The following is a 15,624-nucleotide window of genomic DNA, read 5'->3' on the forward strand; positions in this document are numbered from 1 at the left end:
CAACAGGCTCAGCCGCGCTGGCCGAACTGGACGATTTGGTAGAACGGCACGCTGCCTATGCCGGCAATGTTCAGCACCGGGCCGCTGTCGCTGACGCGCACGTCGCTGACCTTGCCGGCCACCTGCAGGCGGGGCTCCTCACCGGTGGCGGTCTCGATGCGCACCTTGTAGGTGCCGGGCTTGAGGCCCAGGGCGGCGGGATCCAGCGCCACGTCGACGCGACCGGCATCCTGGCGACCCAGAGCCACCGAGGTCTCCACGCCGTTGGCGTCGGTCAGCCAGAGCACGGTATTGGTGGACGTGTGCTGCAGGTCGAACTGGGCGTCGACCTTACCTTCCAGCTCCAGGCTGTCGGTGTGCACGGTAACGTTCTGGCCGACCAGGCTGGCGGCAGTAAGCATCTGCAAGTTGTCGGCCAGCACCAGGCTGCTCTGCTGCAGCTTGGTCATGTTCTCCAGGCTCTGCACCTGGGAGATGGTCGCGTACTGCTCGACGAACTGGGTGCTGTCCATCGGGTTGGTGGGATCCTGGTTCTGGATCTGCGCCACCATCAGCGTGATGAACTGATTGCTCAGTTGGCCGGCCTCGCTGACGCTGATGGTGTCATCCGGCAGCGCATACGGGTTCGAGTTATTGGTTACGCCACTGACACTCATCAGATTTCTCCCAGGCGCAGCAGGCTCTGCTGCATGCTTTTCAGGCGATTCAACACTTCGACGTTGGTTTCGAAGCTGCGGGTGGCCGACATCATGTCGGTCATTTCCTCGATCTGGTTGAGCGCCGGATAGAACACGTAACCATCGGCACCCGCCAGCGGATTGCCCGGTTCGTAGCGCTTGATGGGCTCGCGGCCGGTGGTCACCACGTCCAGCACCTGCACATGGGCGCCGCCCATGCCGACGCCGCGGGTCAGCTGATCGTTGTTGTAGATCGCGGCGAATACCGGACGCCGGGCGGCATAGACATCCTCGGGCGAGGCTGCAGCGGAGTCGATGTTGGCCAGGTTGCTGGCCACGGTATTCAGGCGCACGGTCTGTGCGTTCATGGCCGAACCGGCGATGCGGTAGATGGATTCAAATGCCATGATCAACGTCCCTCGATGGCTTGCTTGAGGCCGCTGAACTTCTGCGTCAGGAAGGTCAGGCTGGTCTGGAAGTCCATGGAGTTGCGCGAGAATTCGGCCTGCTCGACGCTCAGCTCCACCGTGTTGCCGTCCAGGGAGGCCTGGTAGGGCACGCGATACTTGAGGGGCGAATCGATTGTCAGGGCGCTGAATTCTTCACCGGCGTCCAGGCGGCGCATGGCACTGGCGAAATCGATATCGCGAGCCTGGAAACCAGGCGTATCCACGTTGGCCAGGTTGGCGGCGAGAATCTCGCTGCGCTGCATGCGCACCTGCAGGGCATGGGCATGCACACCGACCACGTCATCAATCCGTATACTCATGGGCAACCCCAAAAAACTGTCACTCCGCACGGAGTAGCAGCTTTTATGCCACTTAGCCATTACTGCATAGGTCTTTGATTTTGAAGGGTTTTTACGAAGTCAACGGAACAGCGAGAGGCGAATCGGCAGATGCCGCGACAGTAAAACGCCAGAGGGGAGGAAAGGCTTTTTCCGCCTGTGCCGGACTGCTGATGGCGCTCCAGGCGGGTACCGCGCAGGCCGCCACGGCCAGTTCACAAATCGATCAGGCCCTGCGTCAGCACCTGCAACCCCTGATGGAGCGCGAGGCCCGGCAGCTTGGCTGGCAGCAACCTCGCCTGAGCCTGGACATGAGCCTGCCGGCCCCGGTCGAGCGACTGCCGGCCTGCTCGCGGGAGCTGCAGGTGCAGAACCTATCCGGGCGCCAGGAGCTGCTCGCCCGGCAGCGCTTCCGCCTGAGCTGCCCACAGCCGCAATGGAGCCAGGATGTCACCGCCCAGGCCAACGTCAGCGTGCTGCTGCTGGTGGCAAGGCACATCCTGGACCGCGACCAGGCATTGTCCGCCGAGGATGTGAAGATCGAGCGCCAGCAGGTGGCCCGCCATGACCGCGGCTTCTTCAGCAAGGTCGAGCAGGTGACGGGAAAGACCGCCAAGCGCCGCATTCGCGCCGGCCAGATGCTCACCGCCGACCTGCTGGACGCGCCCCTGTGGGTGCGCCGCGGCCAGTCGGTGACCATCGTCGCTCGCCACGACGGCATCGAGGCCAGCACCCTGGGCGAAGCGCTGGCTAACGGCCGCGAAGGCGAGATCGTCCGGGTACGCAACCGCAGCAGCGAGAAGATCATCGACACCCAGGTGATCGGTGATGGCGTGGTGACCAGCACCTGGCGGTGAGGGCGCAACCCCGTGTCCGCCACCCACCAAGCGGCTAGCCTTTGCGCACCTGCTCCAGCAGCGCCTCACGCCAGCTCGCCTCGGCCGGCAGCGCCAGGAAATGCGGATTGAGGAACGCTTCGCGTGCCGGATAACGCAGCGGCTCGCCGCGCACATCCAGCACCGCGCCGCCGGCGCCTTCCAGCACGCCCTGGGCAGCGGCGGTGTCCCACTGCGAGGTGGGCGCCAAGCGCGGGTAGCAGTCGGCAGCACCCTCGGCGAGCAGGCAGAACTTCAGCGAACTGCCGACATTGGCCAATTCCAGCGTGCCGAAGTGCTGGCCGAGGGTGCCAAGCAAACGCTCCTGCTCCGGACTGGAATGCCGCCGGCTGGCCACCACGGTGAACCTCTCGACCGGCGCATGTCGCACCCGAATCGCCTCGACCTGGCCGTTGCGCTGACGCCAGGCACCCAGGGCGGCGCCGCCGTAATAGCAGCGACCGTCCGCCGGCACGCCGACCACGCCGAACAGCACCTGCCCCCGCTCCACCAGCGCCACGTTGACGGTGAACTCGGTGCTGCCGGCAATGAATTCCTTGGTGCCATCCAGCGGGTCCACCAGCCACCAGCGATCCCAGCCGGCGCGCTCGGCCAGCGGAATCGCGCAGCTCTCTTCAGACAGGACCGGGATCTCGGCAGACAGCGCGGACAGCCCCTCGATCAGCACCCGGTTGGCAGCCAGGTCAGCGGCGGTCACCGGCGAATCGTCGGCCTTCTGCTCCACGGCCAGCTCCTGGCGCCAGAACGGCAGGATGGCCGCGCCGGCGCGCTCGACCAGCGCGATAACCGCTGGCAACAGGGCATGAATATTCAATTCGCTCACAGCACCAGCTCTCCGCGCTGGACCAGCAGATCGCGGGTCAGGTAGAGCGCCGCCAGGGCACGACCCTCGCTGAACTGCGGGTGCGCCACCAGGCTCGACAATTCACGCAGATTGACCCGGCTCACCGCCATCGGCTCGGGCTCGTCGCCGGGCAGGCGTTCCTCGTAAAGGTCGCGGGCCAACACCACGCGAATGCGCTGGTTCATGTAACCGGGTGACAGCGACAGGTCGGTGAGGTACTCCAGGCGCTCGGCACCGAAGCCAGCTTCTTCCTTGAGCTCGCGATTGGCGGCGTCGAGCACTTCCTCGCCGGGTTCGATCAGCCCCTTGGGCAGCGACAGCTGGTAGTCGTCGGTGCCGGCGCAGTATTCCTCCACCAGCAGCGCATGCTCGGCGTCGGCCATCGCTACCACCATGACTGCGCCATAGCCGGCCTTGCCCACCAGACGCTCGTACGTACGCTCCACCCCGTTGCTGAAGCGCAGCTGCAATTCCTCGACGGCAAACAACCGGCTGCGAGCGACAATCTCGCGGGCCAGCACGGCGGGTTTCTCTCGCATGGCATTCTCCGGAACGGGCATGCAGGTATCATAACCGCCTTTTTCCGCCGTACCGCGCCACAGATCGTGGCTGCCCGGAGTCCGCAATGCCCCTCCTGCCCTGGAACACCATCGATACCGTGCTGCTGGACATGGACGGCACCCTGCTGGACCTGCATTTCGACAATCATTTCTGGCTGGAACACCTGCCGCAGCGCTATGCCGAACGCCACGGCATCAGCCGCGCCATGGCGGACATGGAGCTGCAGCCGCTGTTCGCCCGCCACGCGGGCCAGTTGACGTGGTACTGCCTGGATTTCTGGAGTCGCGAGCTGAACCTGCCGATCGTCGAACTCAAGCGCGAGGTGGCGCACCTGATCAGCCTGCGCACCGACGCCGATACCTTCCTCGCCGCCCTGCGCCGTGCCGGCAAACGCGTGGCACTGATCACCAATGCGCACCGCGATTCGCTGTCGCTGAAACTGGAGCGCGTGGCGCTGGCACCCTACTTCGACCGGCTGATCAGCTCCCATGACTACGGCTTCCCCAAGGAAGACGCGCAGTTCTGGTACGCCCTGCAGGCGGATTTCGGCTTCGACCCGGCGCGCAGCCTGTTCATCGACGACAGCCTGGCGATCCTGCGCAGTGCCCGCGCCTACGGCATCGCCCACCTGCTGGCGGTGCGCCAGCCGGACAGCCGTCAGGGGGAACGGGACACCGCGGAGTTCGCCGCGCAGGAGGATTACCGGGCGCTGCTGGAAGGATTGACCATGTAGGGTGGTCAACGCTGCACGTTGGCCACCACGGCGGCCGGAAAGAACGCCGACCGCCCTCCGGCTCTGAACAGTGGAGCGAATTCATTCGCGGGCTATTGGGGCGCCCGGCTAGGGGCGCCCGGCGAGGGGCGCCCAATATGCCACCTGAAAAACAAAGCCCCTGCGAGGCAGGGGCTTTTGTTCGAACTCAGCGGTTGCGGGTCAGCAACGCCGGCTTTTCACCGCGCGGCCGGCTGTCGGGCAACTCGTCCAGCTGTTCCAGGCTCGGCAGGCGCTCGCGGTGTTTGTGGATGATCACCGGCTGGCGCTCGGAACGGCGCGGCGTGGCCGACAACGGCGAGTCGCTGTTGCCGCTGCTGCCATTGGGCGTCAGCACGCGGCCGCTGCCCTGGGGCTTGCCGCGTCCGCCGGCGCCGCCTTTCTTGCGATTCTGGCCGCCGGCCGGCTTGCCGCCTGCGTTCGCACCCGCACCGCCGCGCGCCGGACGGGGGTTCCCCCCCGCATTGGCCTGACCGCCACGCCGGCCACGGCCGTTCTGCGCCTGGTTGGCCGGGGGCACGTAGTCAACGCGGTTGCCGAAGTTGTCGATCTCGTCGTCGAGGAACTCCTCCGGATCACGTTCCGGCGGCAATGCCGGGCGAATGGCCGCGCCGGCCGCCTGCTGGGGCTTGCCGCGGCCCTGACCGCCACGGGTACGACGGCCCTTGCCTGCGCCTTCGGTGGACGACCGCTGTTCGCCGCCGCGCCCTTCCGCAGGCTTCTTGTCGCCAGCCGCGCGGGCCGGTTTCTTCTCGCCACGACCGCCGGATTTCTGCTCGTCGTTGCGGCGGCCACGGCCCTGTGGCTGGCGGGGTTCGCGCACTTCCGGCGCTTCCGCTTCCAGGCTGGCCAGGTCGAAGCCCATCAGGTCGCCGTCTGGGATGCGCTGCTTGGTCATGCGCTCGATGCTCTTGAGCAGCTTTTCCTCGTCCGGCGCCACCAGCGAAATGGCTTCACCGCTGCGCCCGGCCCGGCCGGTGCGGCCGATGCGGTGCACATAGTCTTCCTCGACGTTGGGCAGCTCGTAGTTGACCACGTGGGGCAACTGGTCGATGTCCAGGCCGCGGGCGGCGATGTCGGTGGCCACCATCACGCGAATGGTGTTGGCCTTGAAGTCGGCCAGCGCCTTGGTGCGCGCGTTCTGGCTCTTGTTGCCGTGGATCGCGGCGGCGGAAAGGCCGTGCTTTTCCAGGTACTCGGCCAGGCGGTTGGCGCCGTGCTTGGTGCGGGTGAACACCAGCACCTGCTCCCAGGCGCCCAGGGTGATCAGGTGCGCCAGCAGTGCGCGCTTGTGGGTCGCTGGCACGCGGTAGACACGCTGCTCGATGCGCTCCACGGTGGTGTTCGGCGGGGTGACCTCGATGCGCTCGGGATCGTGCAGCAGCTTGCCGGCCAGGTTGATGATGTCCTGGGAGAAGGTCGCCGAGAACAGCAGGTTCTGGCGCTTGGCCGGCAGGCGGGCGAGGACCTTCTTCACGTCATGGATGAAGCCCATGTCGAGCATGCGGTCGGCCTCGTCGAGGACGAGGATTTCCACATGGGAGAGGTCGACGGCGCCCTGGCCGACCAGGTCGAGCAGGCGACCGGGGCAGGCCACCAGGACGTCCAGCCCCTTGGCCAGTGCCTGGACCTGGGGATTCATGCCCACCCCGCCGAACACGCAGGCGCTCTTGAGGGGCAGGTCACGGGCATACAGCTTGAAGCTGTCATGCACCTGGGCGGCCAGCTCGCGGGTCGGCGCCAGCACCAGCACGCGCGGCTGCTTGGCGGCGTGGCGGTGGGCCTTGTCCGGGTGGCCACCCGGGAACAGCAATTCGAGTACGGGCAGCGCGAAACCGCCGGTTTTGCCGGTGCCCGTCTGGGCGGCAACCATCAGGTCGCGGCCTTGCAACACGGCGGGAATGGCCCGCTGTTGCACCGGAGTGGGCTGGGCGTAGCCAGCGGCCTCGACGGCGCCGGCCAGTGCCTCGGAGAGACCGAGGGAAGCAAAGGACATGGGTGATCCTGTCTGTATGTGGGGCTAAGCCCGATGAAAAGGACGCCTGGCATGAATCGTCATGGGAGGGAGACGATCCCGACCGGTACTGCCGACGTGAAGAGAGTCGGGGTCCGGGCGCGAGCCGGGGCGGACCGGGGGAGTGTATACCAGCGCGGAAGGTTGTGGTGCCGTTTTTTCTGACCGGGTCCACAGGGTGGGGGTTCCGTGGGCGGTCGCGCGGTATTCAGCCGAAGGGCTGGATTGAGGGCCGCTATCGCGGCCGAAGCCTCTCCTACAGGTCCACGGGCCGGTGCAGGAGCGGCTTCAGCCGCGAAAACCACGCAGGGGTCAGGGTCAGCGCGGCAGCTTGAGGTTGTTCCAGATCGCCAGGCTCGGCTCGGCCTGGTTCAGGGCATAGAAGTGCAGGCCCGGCGCGCCGCCGGCCAGCAGTTTCTCGCACATTTCGGTCACCACCTGCTCGCCGAACGCCTGGATGCTGGCCACGTCATCGCCGTAGGCTTCCAGCTGCTTGCGCACCCAGCGCGGGATTTCCGCACCGCAGGCATCCGAGAAGCGCGCCAGGCTGGTGTAGTTGGTGATCGGCATGATGCCCGGCACGATCGGCAGATCAACACCCTGCTTCTGCGCGCGCTCGACGAAATGGAAGTAGCTGTCGGCGTTGAAGAAGTACTGGGTGATGGCACTGTCGGCACCGGCCTGGGCCTTGCGCACGAAGTTCTTCAGGTCATCCTCGAAATTGCGCGCCTGCGGATGCATTTCCGGATAGGCGGCGATTTCGATATGGAAGTGGTCACCGGTCTCGGCGCGGATGAACTCCACCAGCTCGTTGGCGTAGCGCAGCTCGCCGCTGGCCAGGCCCATGCCGGACGGCAGGTCGCCGCGCAGGGCGACGATGCGGCGGATGCCGGCGTCCTTGTAGGTGTTGAGCAACGCACGCAGCTCGGCCTTGCTGTCGCCGACGCAGGACAGGTGGGGCGCGGTCGGCACGCCCACCTGGCGATCGAGGGTCAGCACGGTGTTCAGCGTGCCTTCGCGGGTCGAACCACCAGCGCCGTAGGTGCAGGAGAAGAAGTCCGGTCGGCACTCGGCCAGACGGCGGGCAGTTACCAGCAGTTTTTCATGCCCGACTTCGGTCTTCGGCGGGAAGAACTCGAAGCTGTAGCGGCGTTCCTGGGACATGGAAAGAATCCTTGAATGCGCAGGGTGGAAAACGCGCGCAGCGCTTTCCACCGCCTGGGAACGGCAGGTGGAAAAGGCCGTTGGCCGTTTTCCACCCTACGGGATCAGTAGCGGTAGGTATCCGGCTTGAACGGACCTTCCACGGTTACGCCGATGTACTCGGCCTGCTTCGGGGTCAGACGGGTGATGACGCCGCCGAAACCCTTCACCATCTCCAGCGCCACTTCCTCATCCAGCTTCTTGGGCAGCACTTCGACGGTCAGGCGCTGGGCCTTCTGGTCGGCCGGCAGGTTGGCGAACTTCTGCTCGTACAGGTGGATCTGGGCCAGCACCTGGTTGGCGAACGAACCGTCCATGATGCGGCTCGGGTGGCCGGTGGCGTTGCCCAGGTTCACCAGACGACCTTCGGCCAGCAGGATCAGGTAGTCGTCGTTGGTCGGGTCGATGGCCTTGCCGGTGCGGTGGATCTTGTGCACCTGCGGCTTGACCTCTTCCCAGCCCCAGTTGGCGCGCATGAAGGCGGTGTCGATCTCGTTGTCGAAGTGACCGATGTTGCACACAACGGCGCGCTTCTTCAGGGCCTTGAGCATGCCGGCGTCGCAGACGTTGGTGTTGCCGGTGGTGGTGACGATCAGGTCGATCTTGCCCAGCAGCGCGGTGTCGATGCAGGCGTCGGTGCCGTCATTGATGCCGTTCTTGTAGGGGGAAACGAGCTCGAAGCCGTCCATGCAGGCCTGCATCGCGCAGATCGGGTCGACTTCCGAGACCTTGACAATCATGCCTTCCTGGCGCAGCGACTGGGCCGAGCCCTTGCCCACGTCGCCGTAGCCGATCACCAGCGCCTGCTTGCCCGACAGCAGGTGGTCGGTGCCGCGCTTGATGGCGTCGTTCAGGCTGTGGCGGCAACCGTACTTGTTGTCGTTCTTGCTCTTGGTCACCGAGTCGTTGACGTTGATCGCCGGGACTTTCAGGGTGCCGTTCTTGAGCATGTCCAGCAGACGGTGCACGCCGGTGGTGGTTTCCTCGGTGATGCCGTGGATCTTCTCCAGCATCTGCGGGTATTTCTTGTGCAGGATCTCGGTCAGGTCACCGCCGTCGTCCAGCACCATGTTGGCGTCCCACGGCTTGCCGTCCTTGAGGATGGTCTGCTCGATGCACCACTCGTACTCCTCCTCGGTCTCGCCCTTCCAGGCGAACACCGGGATGCCGGCGGCGGCGATGGCGGCGGCGGCCTGGTCCTGGGTGGAGAAGATGTTGCAGGACGACCAGCGCACTTCGGCGCCCAGGGCGATCAGCGTCTCGATCAGCACGCCGGTCTGGATGGTCATGTGGATGCAGCCGAGAATCTTGGCGCCCTTCAGAGGCTGGGAGGCGGCGTACTTGCGACGCAGGCCCATCAGGGCCGGCATCTCGGACTCGGCGATGATCAGTTCCTTGCGTCCCCAGTCGGCCAGGGAGATGTCGGCAACCTTGTAGTCGGTAAAGGTGGCAGGCGTCATGACAGCGCTCATTGAAGAGTTCTCCATTCGTAGTGTGCGAATGGGCGCCGTTGATGCGTTCGGATAAACGCCCCGGTCGAGCCTGACGGGCTGCTCCATGCAAGAGCAGCCCGCTGCAGCGCCCCTCGACCGGGTGGCGGGCACGACCGGAGCGGAGCCGGCCGTGAAAAAGTTGCCGGCGATTATAGCGGCAGCACGGCCTCGACCCAACCCCGGCTGGCCGCGCCGGCGAACTCACCCCCGCGCGAAGGCTCGAAACAACGACCCCACCCTTCTGGAGGACGCCGCCATGCCCCGTCTGGCCCGGCTCGGCCTGTTGCTCGCCCCGCTCTATTGCGCGCCTGCCCTGGGCGCCGCCTGCTATGTAACGGAGGAAACCTCGGGGACCCTGCCGGATCCGGTGGTGCCTGCCAAGTGCTTCTATTTCGAAGGCATGGATGAAACCGATGCCATGCAGTGGGCTTGCCGCGACAAGGACGACGTCAGCCAGACCCACCGCGAACTGCGCCAGCAGTGCCCGCCGCAACCCCAGGCGCGCTGCACGGCCCGCATGACGCCGGAAACCCTGGCCAACGAACAATCGTTCGGCCAGCGCGCCCCGGGAGAGGCCCTGCCCAGCACCCTGCCGGACGGCGCGCGGATCGTCACGCTCTACTACGAGGTCACCGACCAGGAGCAGGCGCGCATCGACTGCCAAACCCTCGGTGGCGACTGGGAACCGGCCCGGTAAAAGCCTGACATCATCCAGGGCTTTTCTTGCCCGGTGGGAGGGGGATAATCGCGGGCTGATTTTCCCAACCCCAAGGTTTCCCGATCATGACGTTGAAAGTTGTAGGCGTGGCGCTGCTCGCCGCCCTGGTGCTGTCCGGTTGCGAACGCATCGATCCGAATTCCCCGCTCGGCCAGCGCAAGGCCATCTTCAAGGACATGATGAAGACCAGCGAGGACCTCGGCGGCATGCTGCGCGGCCGGCTGGTATTCAACGAGGAAAAATTCGTCGCCGGCGCCGCCCACCTGGACACCATCAGCCGCCAGCCCTGGCAGCACTTCCCGCAGATCAAGGACAGCGACAAGACCTCGGCCCGCGACGATGTCTGGCAGCGCCAGGAACGCTTCGACGAACTGGCCCGCGCCCAGGAGGCCGCCACCGCCGCGCTGGTGGCCGCCACCGTAGCACGCCCGCTGGAGCCCAAGGCGCTGGCCGCGCCGATGCAGCGCGTGGAGGATGCCTGCGAGAGCTGCCATCAGGAATTCCGGGCGTACTGATCCGGTATCTTCGATGGCCCGGGCCGGCTGCGGCCGGCCAGGTGCACGCCGAACCTAGAAGCTCGCGAATGAATTCCGCTCCCACAAGCGGTGCGGACCCGCGCGCTTTCGTGGGAGCGGACTGGTCCGCTAGCTTTGGGCGGTCGAATTCACTCCCACCGGGCGATGCGGGACAGCCTTTAGTCCGGCGCCTGTACCCTCGGCGGTAGGTGGCCGCTGCTGCCGTCGCGCTTGCCCAGCTGCAGGAAGATCGCCGCGGCAAGCATCGACAGTCCGCCCAGGCACAGGAAGGTCAGCTGGAAGGCGCCGAGCACATCGCGCTGCGGCGTGCTGAAACCGCCCAGCAATGCCGCCGCCGAGGCCACGCCCAGCCCCATCGCCAGTTGCACCACCACCGCCAACAGGCTGTTGCCGCTGCTGGTCTGCTGGTCCTGCAGGTCGATCAGCGCGATGGTGTTCATGGCGCTGAACTGCAGCGAGTTGCAGGCGCCGATCAGCGCCAGTTGTGCCAGCAGCAACGCCAGCGGCGTGTCCTCGCCAGTGACGCCCAGGCTGGCGATCAGTGCACCGAGCAGCAGGGTGTTACCCACCAGCAGGCAACGGTAGCCGAAACGATCTATAAGCCCCTTGGCCAACGGCTTGATGGCCATGGCGGCCAGCGCCAGCGGAATCATGCTCATGCCCGCTTCGGCCGGCGAGTACCCGAGCGCCACCTGCAGCAGCAGCGGCACCAGAAACGGCAGCGCGCCACTGCCCAGCCGGCCGAACAGATTGCCGAGAATGCCCACAGCGAAGCTGCGCGTGTTAAACAACGTCGGCGAGAACAGCGGTCGCTCGATGCGCCCGGCGCGCAGCCAGTAGGCGGACAGGCAGGCCGCGCCACCGAACAGCAACAGCAGCACCCGCGCGGTGGGCATGCCCAGGTCGCCCAGGCCTTCCAGAGCGATGGTGATCTGCAGCATCGCCGCGCCGAACAGCAGGAAACCCAGGGTATCGAACTGGCTGCGCTGGGCGCCGCGCAGGTCGGGCATGAAACGCAGCGCAAACCAGGCGCCCAGCGCGCCCACCGGCAGGTTGATCAGGAAGATCCAGTGCCAGCTGGCGTACTCCACCAGCCAGCCGCCGAGGGTCGGCCCCAGCAACGGGCCGATCAGGCCGGGAATGGTCACCAGGCTCATCACCCGCACCAGCTCGCTGCGCGGGTAGGCGCGCAGCACTACCAGCCGCCCCACCGGCATCATCAAGGCGCCGCCCAGGGCCTGCACGATACGCGCACCGATCAACTGCGGCAGGCTCAACGACAGGGCGCACAGCAACGACCCGACGGAAAACAGCAGGATCGCGCTGAAGAAAATCCGCCGCGTGCCGAAACGATCGGCGATCCAGCCGGACGCCGGAATCAGCAGCGCCACGGTGAGCATGTAGGCGATCACCACGCCCTGCATGCGCAGCGGGTCCTCCGCCAGATCGGCGGCCATGGCCGGCAGCGCGGTGTTGAGGATGGTGCCGTCCAGGGTCTGCATGAAGAACGCCACCGCGACCAGCCAGGGCAGGATCCGGGCGGTGCGTTCGTCCAGCGGATGCGAAGTCATGGCGAGTTCCGGAAACGGGGGCGCCAGTTTAACGGATGCGCCCTGGCGATTGGCCGCCACTATTGACCGTCTAGTCACTCTCTACTGGCAATCAGCCAACAGTGCTGGCAGATTGCCGCGCACCGGCGCCCTGTGCGCCTCGAACACCCGCGTGAGGCCTCCAATGTTGTCCCGTCTCTCCATCCAGCGCACCCTCGCCCTCTCCTTCGGCGCCATTCTCGCCGCGCTGTTCGCCTTCAGCCTCTACCTGCAGGTCGGCATCAGCCGGGTAGGTGACCGGCTGGAAAGCCTGGTCGATCGCAACATCAGCCTGCTCGCCACCATTTCCCACCTGCGCTACAGCACCGTCACCTACCGGCGCTTCGCTCTGGACTACGGGCTGACCGTCAATCCTGCCGAGCACCGGGTCATCCTCGAGAAGGTCGAGGCCAACAACCGCGCCGTGGATCGCTACCTGCGCCAGATGGAAGCCCTGGCCAGCACCCCCGCCCTGAATCGCTTCATCCGTGACTTCAGCGCCGGCATGCAGGACTACCATCGCATGCAGGACAACTACATCGGCCTGATCGGCCAGGGGCGCATCGACGAGGCCCGCCGCACCATCCTCGGTCCGATGCTGGCGCCGTTCGACCGCCTGGTCGGCCTGCTGGCCGACCTGCAGACCGAGATCGTCAGCGAAGCCGAGCAGTTGAAGACCGAACAGCTGGCCGCGCTCCAGCGCCAGCAGCTGCTGCAGGCGGTGTTCGGTGTGCTGCTGCTGTTGTTCACCCTGACCATGGGCTGGCTGATCACCGGCAAGATCAAGCGTCCGCTGCAACTGCTCAGCGGCCAGATGCACCGCGTCGGCCAGGGCGATCTGAGCGAAGCGCTGCGCCTGCGCGAGTTCGACGAGGACGAGCTGGGTGCGCTGGCCAGGGACTTTCACGCCATGCAGCAGGGCATCGCCACGCTGGTCAGCGAAGTGCAGGTGCGTCTGAAGGAACTGGACCTGGCGACCGATCAGGTACTTGGCCTGTCGCGTGACGGCTCGCGGATCCTCGATGCCCAGCAGCACGACATCGGCCAGATCGCCTCGGCGATGAACCAGATGGAAGCCACCTTCCAGGAGATGGCGCGCACCACCACCCACGCCGCCGAGGTCGCCAGCCGGGCCAGCGGCCAGGCCCACAGCAGCGACCAGGTGGTCAGCGGGGCCATCGGCCAGCTGACCCAGGCCGCCGCCGAGATCGAGGAAGCCGGCCGTCTGGCCAGCGTCCTGCAGCAGGACAGCACGGCCATCGGCGCGATCTCCGACGTGATCAGTCAGATCGCCGACCAGACCAACCTGCTGGCGCTCAATGCGGCCATCGAGGCCGCCCGCGCCGGTGAGCAGGGCCGTGGCTTCGCGGTGGTAGCCGACGAGGTGCGCAACCTGGCCAGGCGCACCCAGGACTCCATCGGCGAAATCAACGACATCATCACCCAGTTGCAGAACCGCAGTGCGCAGATCGGCGACAGCATGCAGCGCGGCCAGACCAGCATGCAGCAGAGCGTCGAGCAGGCCGGCGCGGCCGGGGGCTCGATGCGCGAGATCAGCCGGTCGGTGGTGGAAATCTCCGATCTGAACATCCAGATCGCTACTGCCGTGGAACAGCAGAACCAGGTCACCCAGGAGTTGAACCGCAACCTGGAGAGCATCAACGGCAACTCCGAGAAAGTGGCGGCCAGCGCCCGCCGGGCCGGCGAAGCCGGCCAGCACCTGGAAGCGCTGACCGAGCGGCTGCGCGAGCTGGTCGGCCGCTTCCGCCTGAGCTGACCTTCGGCCCGCGAGCCCCCAAGGGTTATCCACAGCCCTTGCGGGCAGGCGGGTGCAGCGCAACGGAACTCTGCCGCCGCCCGGGCCTCACAGCTGCATCGGGTTTCTTTCGTACAGGAGTTTTTCGATGCGTATTCCGTCCCTGGCCCTGCTGTCCCTATCCCTGCTCGCCAGCACCCCGCTGCTCGCGGCCAACTGGCCTGACGCCGCGCGGAAACAGTTCGTCGACGAGTGCGTGCGCAGCGCCGATGCCAACACGCCCCCGGCCAAGGCCCGCGCCTACTGCGAATGCTCGGCCGAGCGGGTCAGCAGCGAATTCAGCGACGCGGAGATCCGCCAGCTGCAAGGCCAGGCCAATCTGGACGACCGCACCCGCGAACGCCTCGGCCAGGCCGCCAGCCAGTGCCTGCATCATCTGAACCCCTGACGTGATCGGGCCCGACCCTGGTTGCCAGGCCGATGCTCCACCGGCCGGCGTAAAGCCGGCCCTACAGGATTTCTGCACGCTCCGGGCTGTAGGAGCGAACTCAATCCCGAGCTTCTGGCGCGGCCGGCCAGGCGCCAGCGGGCATGGAAAGCTCGCGGACAAGTCCGCTCCCACAGGCCACTCCCCGCACATCCTGCAACATCCCTACGACTGCGCCAGCACCTCTTCCGCCCGATGACAGGCCAACCCATGCGCTTCGGCAACGCCGGGGTGCGTGACACAGCCGCGCGCCAGGTTCAGCCCATCGCGCAGCCGCGGATTTTCCTGCAGGGCGCGCTTGCAGCCCTTCTCGGCCAGCTCGATGACGAACGGCAGGGTGGCGTTGTTCAGCGCCAGGGTGGCGGTGCGCGCCACCGCGCCGGGCATGTTGCTGACGCAGTAGTGCACCACCTCGTCGACCACGTAGGTGGGCGCGTCATGGGTAGTGGGTCGCGAGGTTTGCGCGCAGCCGCCCTGGTCAATGGCCACGTCGACCAGCACCGAGCCCGGTAACATGCGGCGCACCAGGTCGGCATCGATCAGCTTGGGCGCTGCGGCGCCGGGTATCAGCACCGCGCCGATCACCAGATCGGCGCCCAGCACGCGTTTTTCCACCGCGTCGCGACTGGCGTACAGGGTGTGAATGCGATTGCCGTACTGGGCGTCCAGCCGGCGCAGCGCCTCGATACGGGTGTCCAACACACTGACATCGGCACCCAGGCCGACCGCCATCGCCAGCGCCTGGCTACCCACCACGCCGGCGCCGAGAATGGTCACCCGCCCCGCCGGCACGCCGGGCACGCCGCCGAGCAGCACGCCGCGCCCGCCCTGCGGCGTTTCCAGGCAATGGGCGCCGGCCTGGATGGCCATGCGCCCGGCCACCTCGGACATCGGCGCTAGCAGCGGCAGGCCGCCCTGCGCATCGCTGACTGTTTCGTAGGCGATGCACAGCGCGCCGCTGTTGAGCAGGTCCTCGGTCTGCTGGCGATCCGCGGCCAGGTGCAGGTAGGTGAACAGGCAGTGCTCGGGAGTCAGCCAGGCGCGCTCCTGGGCCTGTGGCTCCTTGACCTTGACGATCAGCTCGCAGGCACCGAACAGGGTATCGGCATCAGCGACGATCAGCGCGCCGGCCGCCTGGTAGTCCGCATCACGAAAGCCGATGGCGCTGCCGGCCTGGCTCTGCACCAGCACCTTGTGGCCGCGGCCGACCAGCTCGGCCACGGCGGCCGGGGTCAGACCGACGCGGCTTTCCTGCGGCTTGATTTCCTTGGGTACGCCGATTTCCATGGAC

15 protein-coding genes, 2 pseudogenes and 1 riboswitch are annotated in these 15,624 nt (G+C 66.6%); of the genes and pseudogenes, 7 read left to right on the forward strand and 10 right to left on the reverse strand.

Annotation, left to right across the window (positions count from 1 at the left end; translation table 11 throughout):
* Positions 1-8 precede the first annotated feature (8 nt).
* From AS93_RS0101200 to flgB, 3 genes are read right to left on the reverse strand one after another with little or no spacing between them, the layout of a single operon-like run.
* The gene (locus AS93_RS0101200) at positions 9-656 is read right to left on the reverse strand and encodes a flagellar hook capping FlgD N-terminal domain-containing protein (RefSeq protein ID WP_037008319.1); all 648 of its coding nucleotides are present in this window, start codon (positions 654-656) and stop codon (positions 9-11) included.
* Positions 656-1,084 carry a flagellar basal body rod protein FlgC gene (gene flgC / locus AS93_RS0101205; protein WP_027588871.1) on the reverse strand — a complete coding sequence of 143 codons (429 nt, stop codon included), beginning with the start codon at positions 1,082-1,084 and terminating at the stop codon, positions 656-658. Before flgC ends, AS93_RS0101200 begins: the two co-directional genes overlap by 1 nt.
* 2 nt (positions 1,085-1,086) lie before the next feature.
* Positions 1,087-1,446, reverse strand: a complete 360-nt coding sequence (gene flgB / locus AS93_RS0101210; protein ID WP_027588872.1) for a flagellar basal body rod protein FlgB — start codon at positions 1,444-1,446, stop codon at positions 1,087-1,089.
* A 191-nt stretch (positions 1,447-1,637) separates the two neighbouring features.
* Here flgB and flgA point away from each other — a divergent pair, with 191 nt between their 5' ends.
* A complete protein-coding gene (gene flgA / locus AS93_RS0101215) occupies positions 1,638-2,321 on the forward strand; it encodes a flagellar basal body P-ring formation chaperone FlgA (RefSeq protein WP_027588873.1) in 684 nt (227 codons plus the stop codon).
* A 34-nt stretch (positions 2,322-2,355) separates the two neighbouring features.
* On the opposite strand, the gene cysQ is transcribed toward flgA, so the two are convergent.
* Both cysQ and nudE read right to left on the reverse strand, forming a co-directional pair.
* Positions 2,356-3,174 carry a 3'(2'),5'-bisphosphate nucleotidase CysQ gene (gene cysQ, locus AS93_RS0101220; protein WP_027588874.1) on the reverse strand — a complete coding sequence of 273 codons (819 nt, stop codon included), beginning with the start codon at positions 3,172-3,174 and terminating at the stop codon, positions 2,356-2,358.
* 5 nt (positions 3,175-3,179) lie between these two features.
* Positions 3,180-3,743 carry an ADP compounds hydrolase NudE gene (gene nudE / locus AS93_RS0101225; protein WP_027588875.1) on the reverse strand — a complete coding sequence of 188 codons (564 nt, stop codon included), beginning with the start codon at positions 3,741-3,743 and terminating at the stop codon, positions 3,180-3,182.
* Positions 3,744-3,829: 86 nt separating this feature from the next.
* Here nudE and yrfG point away from each other — a divergent pair, with 86 nt between their 5' ends.
* Complete coding sequence (gene yrfG / locus AS93_RS0101230; protein WP_027588876.1) at positions 3,830-4,498, forward strand: GMP/IMP nucleotidase; 669 nt, start codon at positions 3,830-3,832, stop codon at positions 4,496-4,498.
* A 187-nt stretch (positions 4,499-4,685) separates the two neighbouring features.
* Here yrfG and AS93_RS0101235 read toward each other — a convergent pair whose 3' ends face one another.
* From AS93_RS0101235 to ahcY, 3 genes are all read right to left on the reverse strand, one after another.
* Positions 4,686-6,533: a DEAD/DEAH box helicase gene (locus AS93_RS0101235; protein WP_027588877.1), complete on the reverse strand. Its 1,848-nt coding sequence runs from the start codon at positions 6,531-6,533 to the stop codon at positions 4,686-4,688.
* A 336-nt stretch (positions 6,534-6,869) separates the two neighbouring features.
* Positions 6,870-7,715: a methylenetetrahydrofolate reductase [NAD(P)H] gene (gene metF / locus AS93_RS0101240; protein ID WP_027588878.1), complete on the reverse strand. Its 846-nt coding sequence runs from the start codon at positions 7,713-7,715 to the stop codon at positions 6,870-6,872.
* Between the two features lie 104 nt (positions 7,716-7,819).
* Positions 7,820-9,226, reverse strand: coding sequence for an adenosylhomocysteinase (gene ahcY, locus AS93_RS0101245; protein WP_027588879.1), 1,407 nt, complete (start codon positions 9,224-9,226; stop codon positions 7,820-7,822).
* Between the two features lie 23 nt (positions 9,227-9,249).
* Positions 9,250-9,347: riboswitch (S-adenosyl-L-homocysteine riboswitch) on the reverse strand.
* A 156-nt stretch (positions 9,348-9,503) separates the two neighbouring features.
* Here ahcY and AS93_RS0101250 point away from each other — a divergent pair.
* Both AS93_RS0101250 and AS93_RS0101255 read left to right on the forward strand, forming a co-directional pair.
* A complete protein-coding gene (locus AS93_RS0101250; protein WP_037008325.1) occupies positions 9,504-9,944 on the forward strand; it encodes a hypothetical protein in 441 nt (146 codons plus the stop codon).
* 86 nt (positions 9,945-10,030) lie between these two features.
* Positions 10,031-10,480, forward strand: coding sequence for a cytochrome c (locus tag AS93_RS0101255; RefSeq protein ID WP_027588881.1), 450 nt, complete (start codon positions 10,031-10,033; stop codon positions 10,478-10,480).
* A gap of 179 nt (positions 10,481-10,659) precedes the next feature.
* Here AS93_RS0101255 and mdtD read toward each other — a convergent pair whose 3' ends face one another.
* Positions 10,660-12,072 carry a multidrug transporter subunit MdtD gene (gene mdtD / locus AS93_RS0101260; RefSeq protein ID WP_027588882.1) on the reverse strand — a complete coding sequence of 471 codons (1,413 nt, stop codon included), beginning with the start codon at positions 12,070-12,072 and terminating at the stop codon, positions 10,660-10,662.
* Positions 12,073-12,235: 163 nt separating this feature from the next.
* On the opposite strand from mdtD, the pseudogene AS93_RS21025 reads away from it, so the two are divergent.
* From AS93_RS21025 to AS93_RS0101270, 3 genes and pseudogenes are all read left to right on the forward strand, one after another.
* A pseudogene (locus AS93_RS21025) lies at positions 12,236-13,003 on the forward strand (MCP four helix bundle domain-containing protein); the annotation flags it as partial.
* 216 nt (positions 13,004-13,219) lie between these two features.
* Positions 13,220-13,867: pseudogene (locus tag AS93_RS21030) on the forward strand (methyl-accepting chemotaxis protein); the annotation flags it as partial.
* Between the two features lie 127 nt (positions 13,868-13,994).
* Positions 13,995-14,294 (forward strand): hypothetical protein, encoded by a 300-nt coding sequence (locus tag AS93_RS0101270; RefSeq protein ID WP_027588884.1) that lies wholly within the window; start codon positions 13,995-13,997, stop codon positions 14,292-14,294.
* A 204-nt stretch (positions 14,295-14,498) separates the two neighbouring features.
* On the opposite strand, the gene ald is transcribed toward AS93_RS0101270, so the two are convergent.
* The gene (gene ald, locus AS93_RS0101275) at positions 14,499-15,620 is read right to left on the reverse strand and encodes an alanine dehydrogenase (RefSeq protein WP_027588885.1); all 1,122 of its coding nucleotides are present in this window, start codon (positions 15,618-15,620) and stop codon (positions 14,499-14,501) included.
* Positions 15,621-15,624 lie beyond the last annotated feature (4 nt).

It is taken from the genome of Pseudomonas sp. RL, from assembly GCF_000647775.1.
Lineage (GTDB): Bacteria > Pseudomonadota > Gammaproteobacteria > Pseudomonadales > Pseudomonadaceae > Serpens > Serpens flexibilis.

Bases quoted from the DNA above. Each gene is read 5' to 3' on its own strand.
- AS93_RS0101200 (WP_037008319.1), bottom strand. From the start codon at position 656: ATGAGTGTCAGTGGCGTAACCAATAACTCGAACCCGTATGCGCTGCCG.
- flgC (WP_027588871.1), bottom strand. From the start codon at position 1,084: ATGGCATTTGAATCCATCTACCGCATCGCCGGTTCGGCCATGAACGCA.
- flgB (WP_027588872.1), bottom strand. From the start codon at position 1,446: ATGAGTATACGGATTGATGACGTGGTCGGTGTGCATGCCCATGCCCTG.
- flgA (WP_027588873.1), top strand. From the start codon at position 1,638: ATGGCGCTCCAGGCGGGTACCGCGCAGGCCGCCACGGCCAGTTCACAA.
- nudE (WP_027588875.1), bottom strand. From the start codon at position 3,743: ATGCGAGAGAAACCCGCCGTGCTGGCCCGCGAGATTGTCGCTCGCAGC.
- yrfG (WP_027588876.1), top strand. From the start codon at position 3,830: ATGCCCCTCCTGCCCTGGAACACCATCGATACCGTGCTGCTGGACATG.
- AS93_RS0101235 (WP_027588877.1), bottom strand. From the start codon at position 6,533: ATGTCCTTTGCTTCCCTCGGTCTCTCCGAGGCACTGGCCGGCGCCGTC.
- metF (WP_027588878.1), bottom strand. From the start codon at position 7,715: ATGTCCCAGGAACGCCGCTACAGCTTCGAGTTCTTCCCGCCGAAGACC.
- ahcY (WP_027588879.1), bottom strand. From the start codon at position 9,226: ATGAGCGCTGTCATGACGCCTGCCACCTTTACCGACTACAAGGTTGCC.
- AS93_RS0101250 (WP_037008325.1), top strand. From the start codon at position 9,504: ATGCCCCGTCTGGCCCGGCTCGGCCTGTTGCTCGCCCCGCTCTATTGC.
- AS93_RS0101255 (WP_027588881.1), top strand. From the start codon at position 10,031: ATGACGTTGAAAGTTGTAGGCGTGGCGCTGCTCGCCGCCCTGGTGCTG.
- mdtD (WP_027588882.1), bottom strand. From the start codon at position 12,072: ATGACTTCGCATCCGCTGGACGAACGCACCGCCCGGATCCTGCCCTGG.
- AS93_RS0101270 (WP_027588884.1), top strand. From the start codon at position 13,995: ATGCGTATTCCGTCCCTGGCCCTGCTGTCCCTATCCCTGCTCGCCAGC.
- ald (WP_027588885.1), bottom strand. From the start codon at position 15,620: ATGGAAATCGGCGTACCCAAGGAAATCAAGCCGCAGGAAAGCCGCGTC.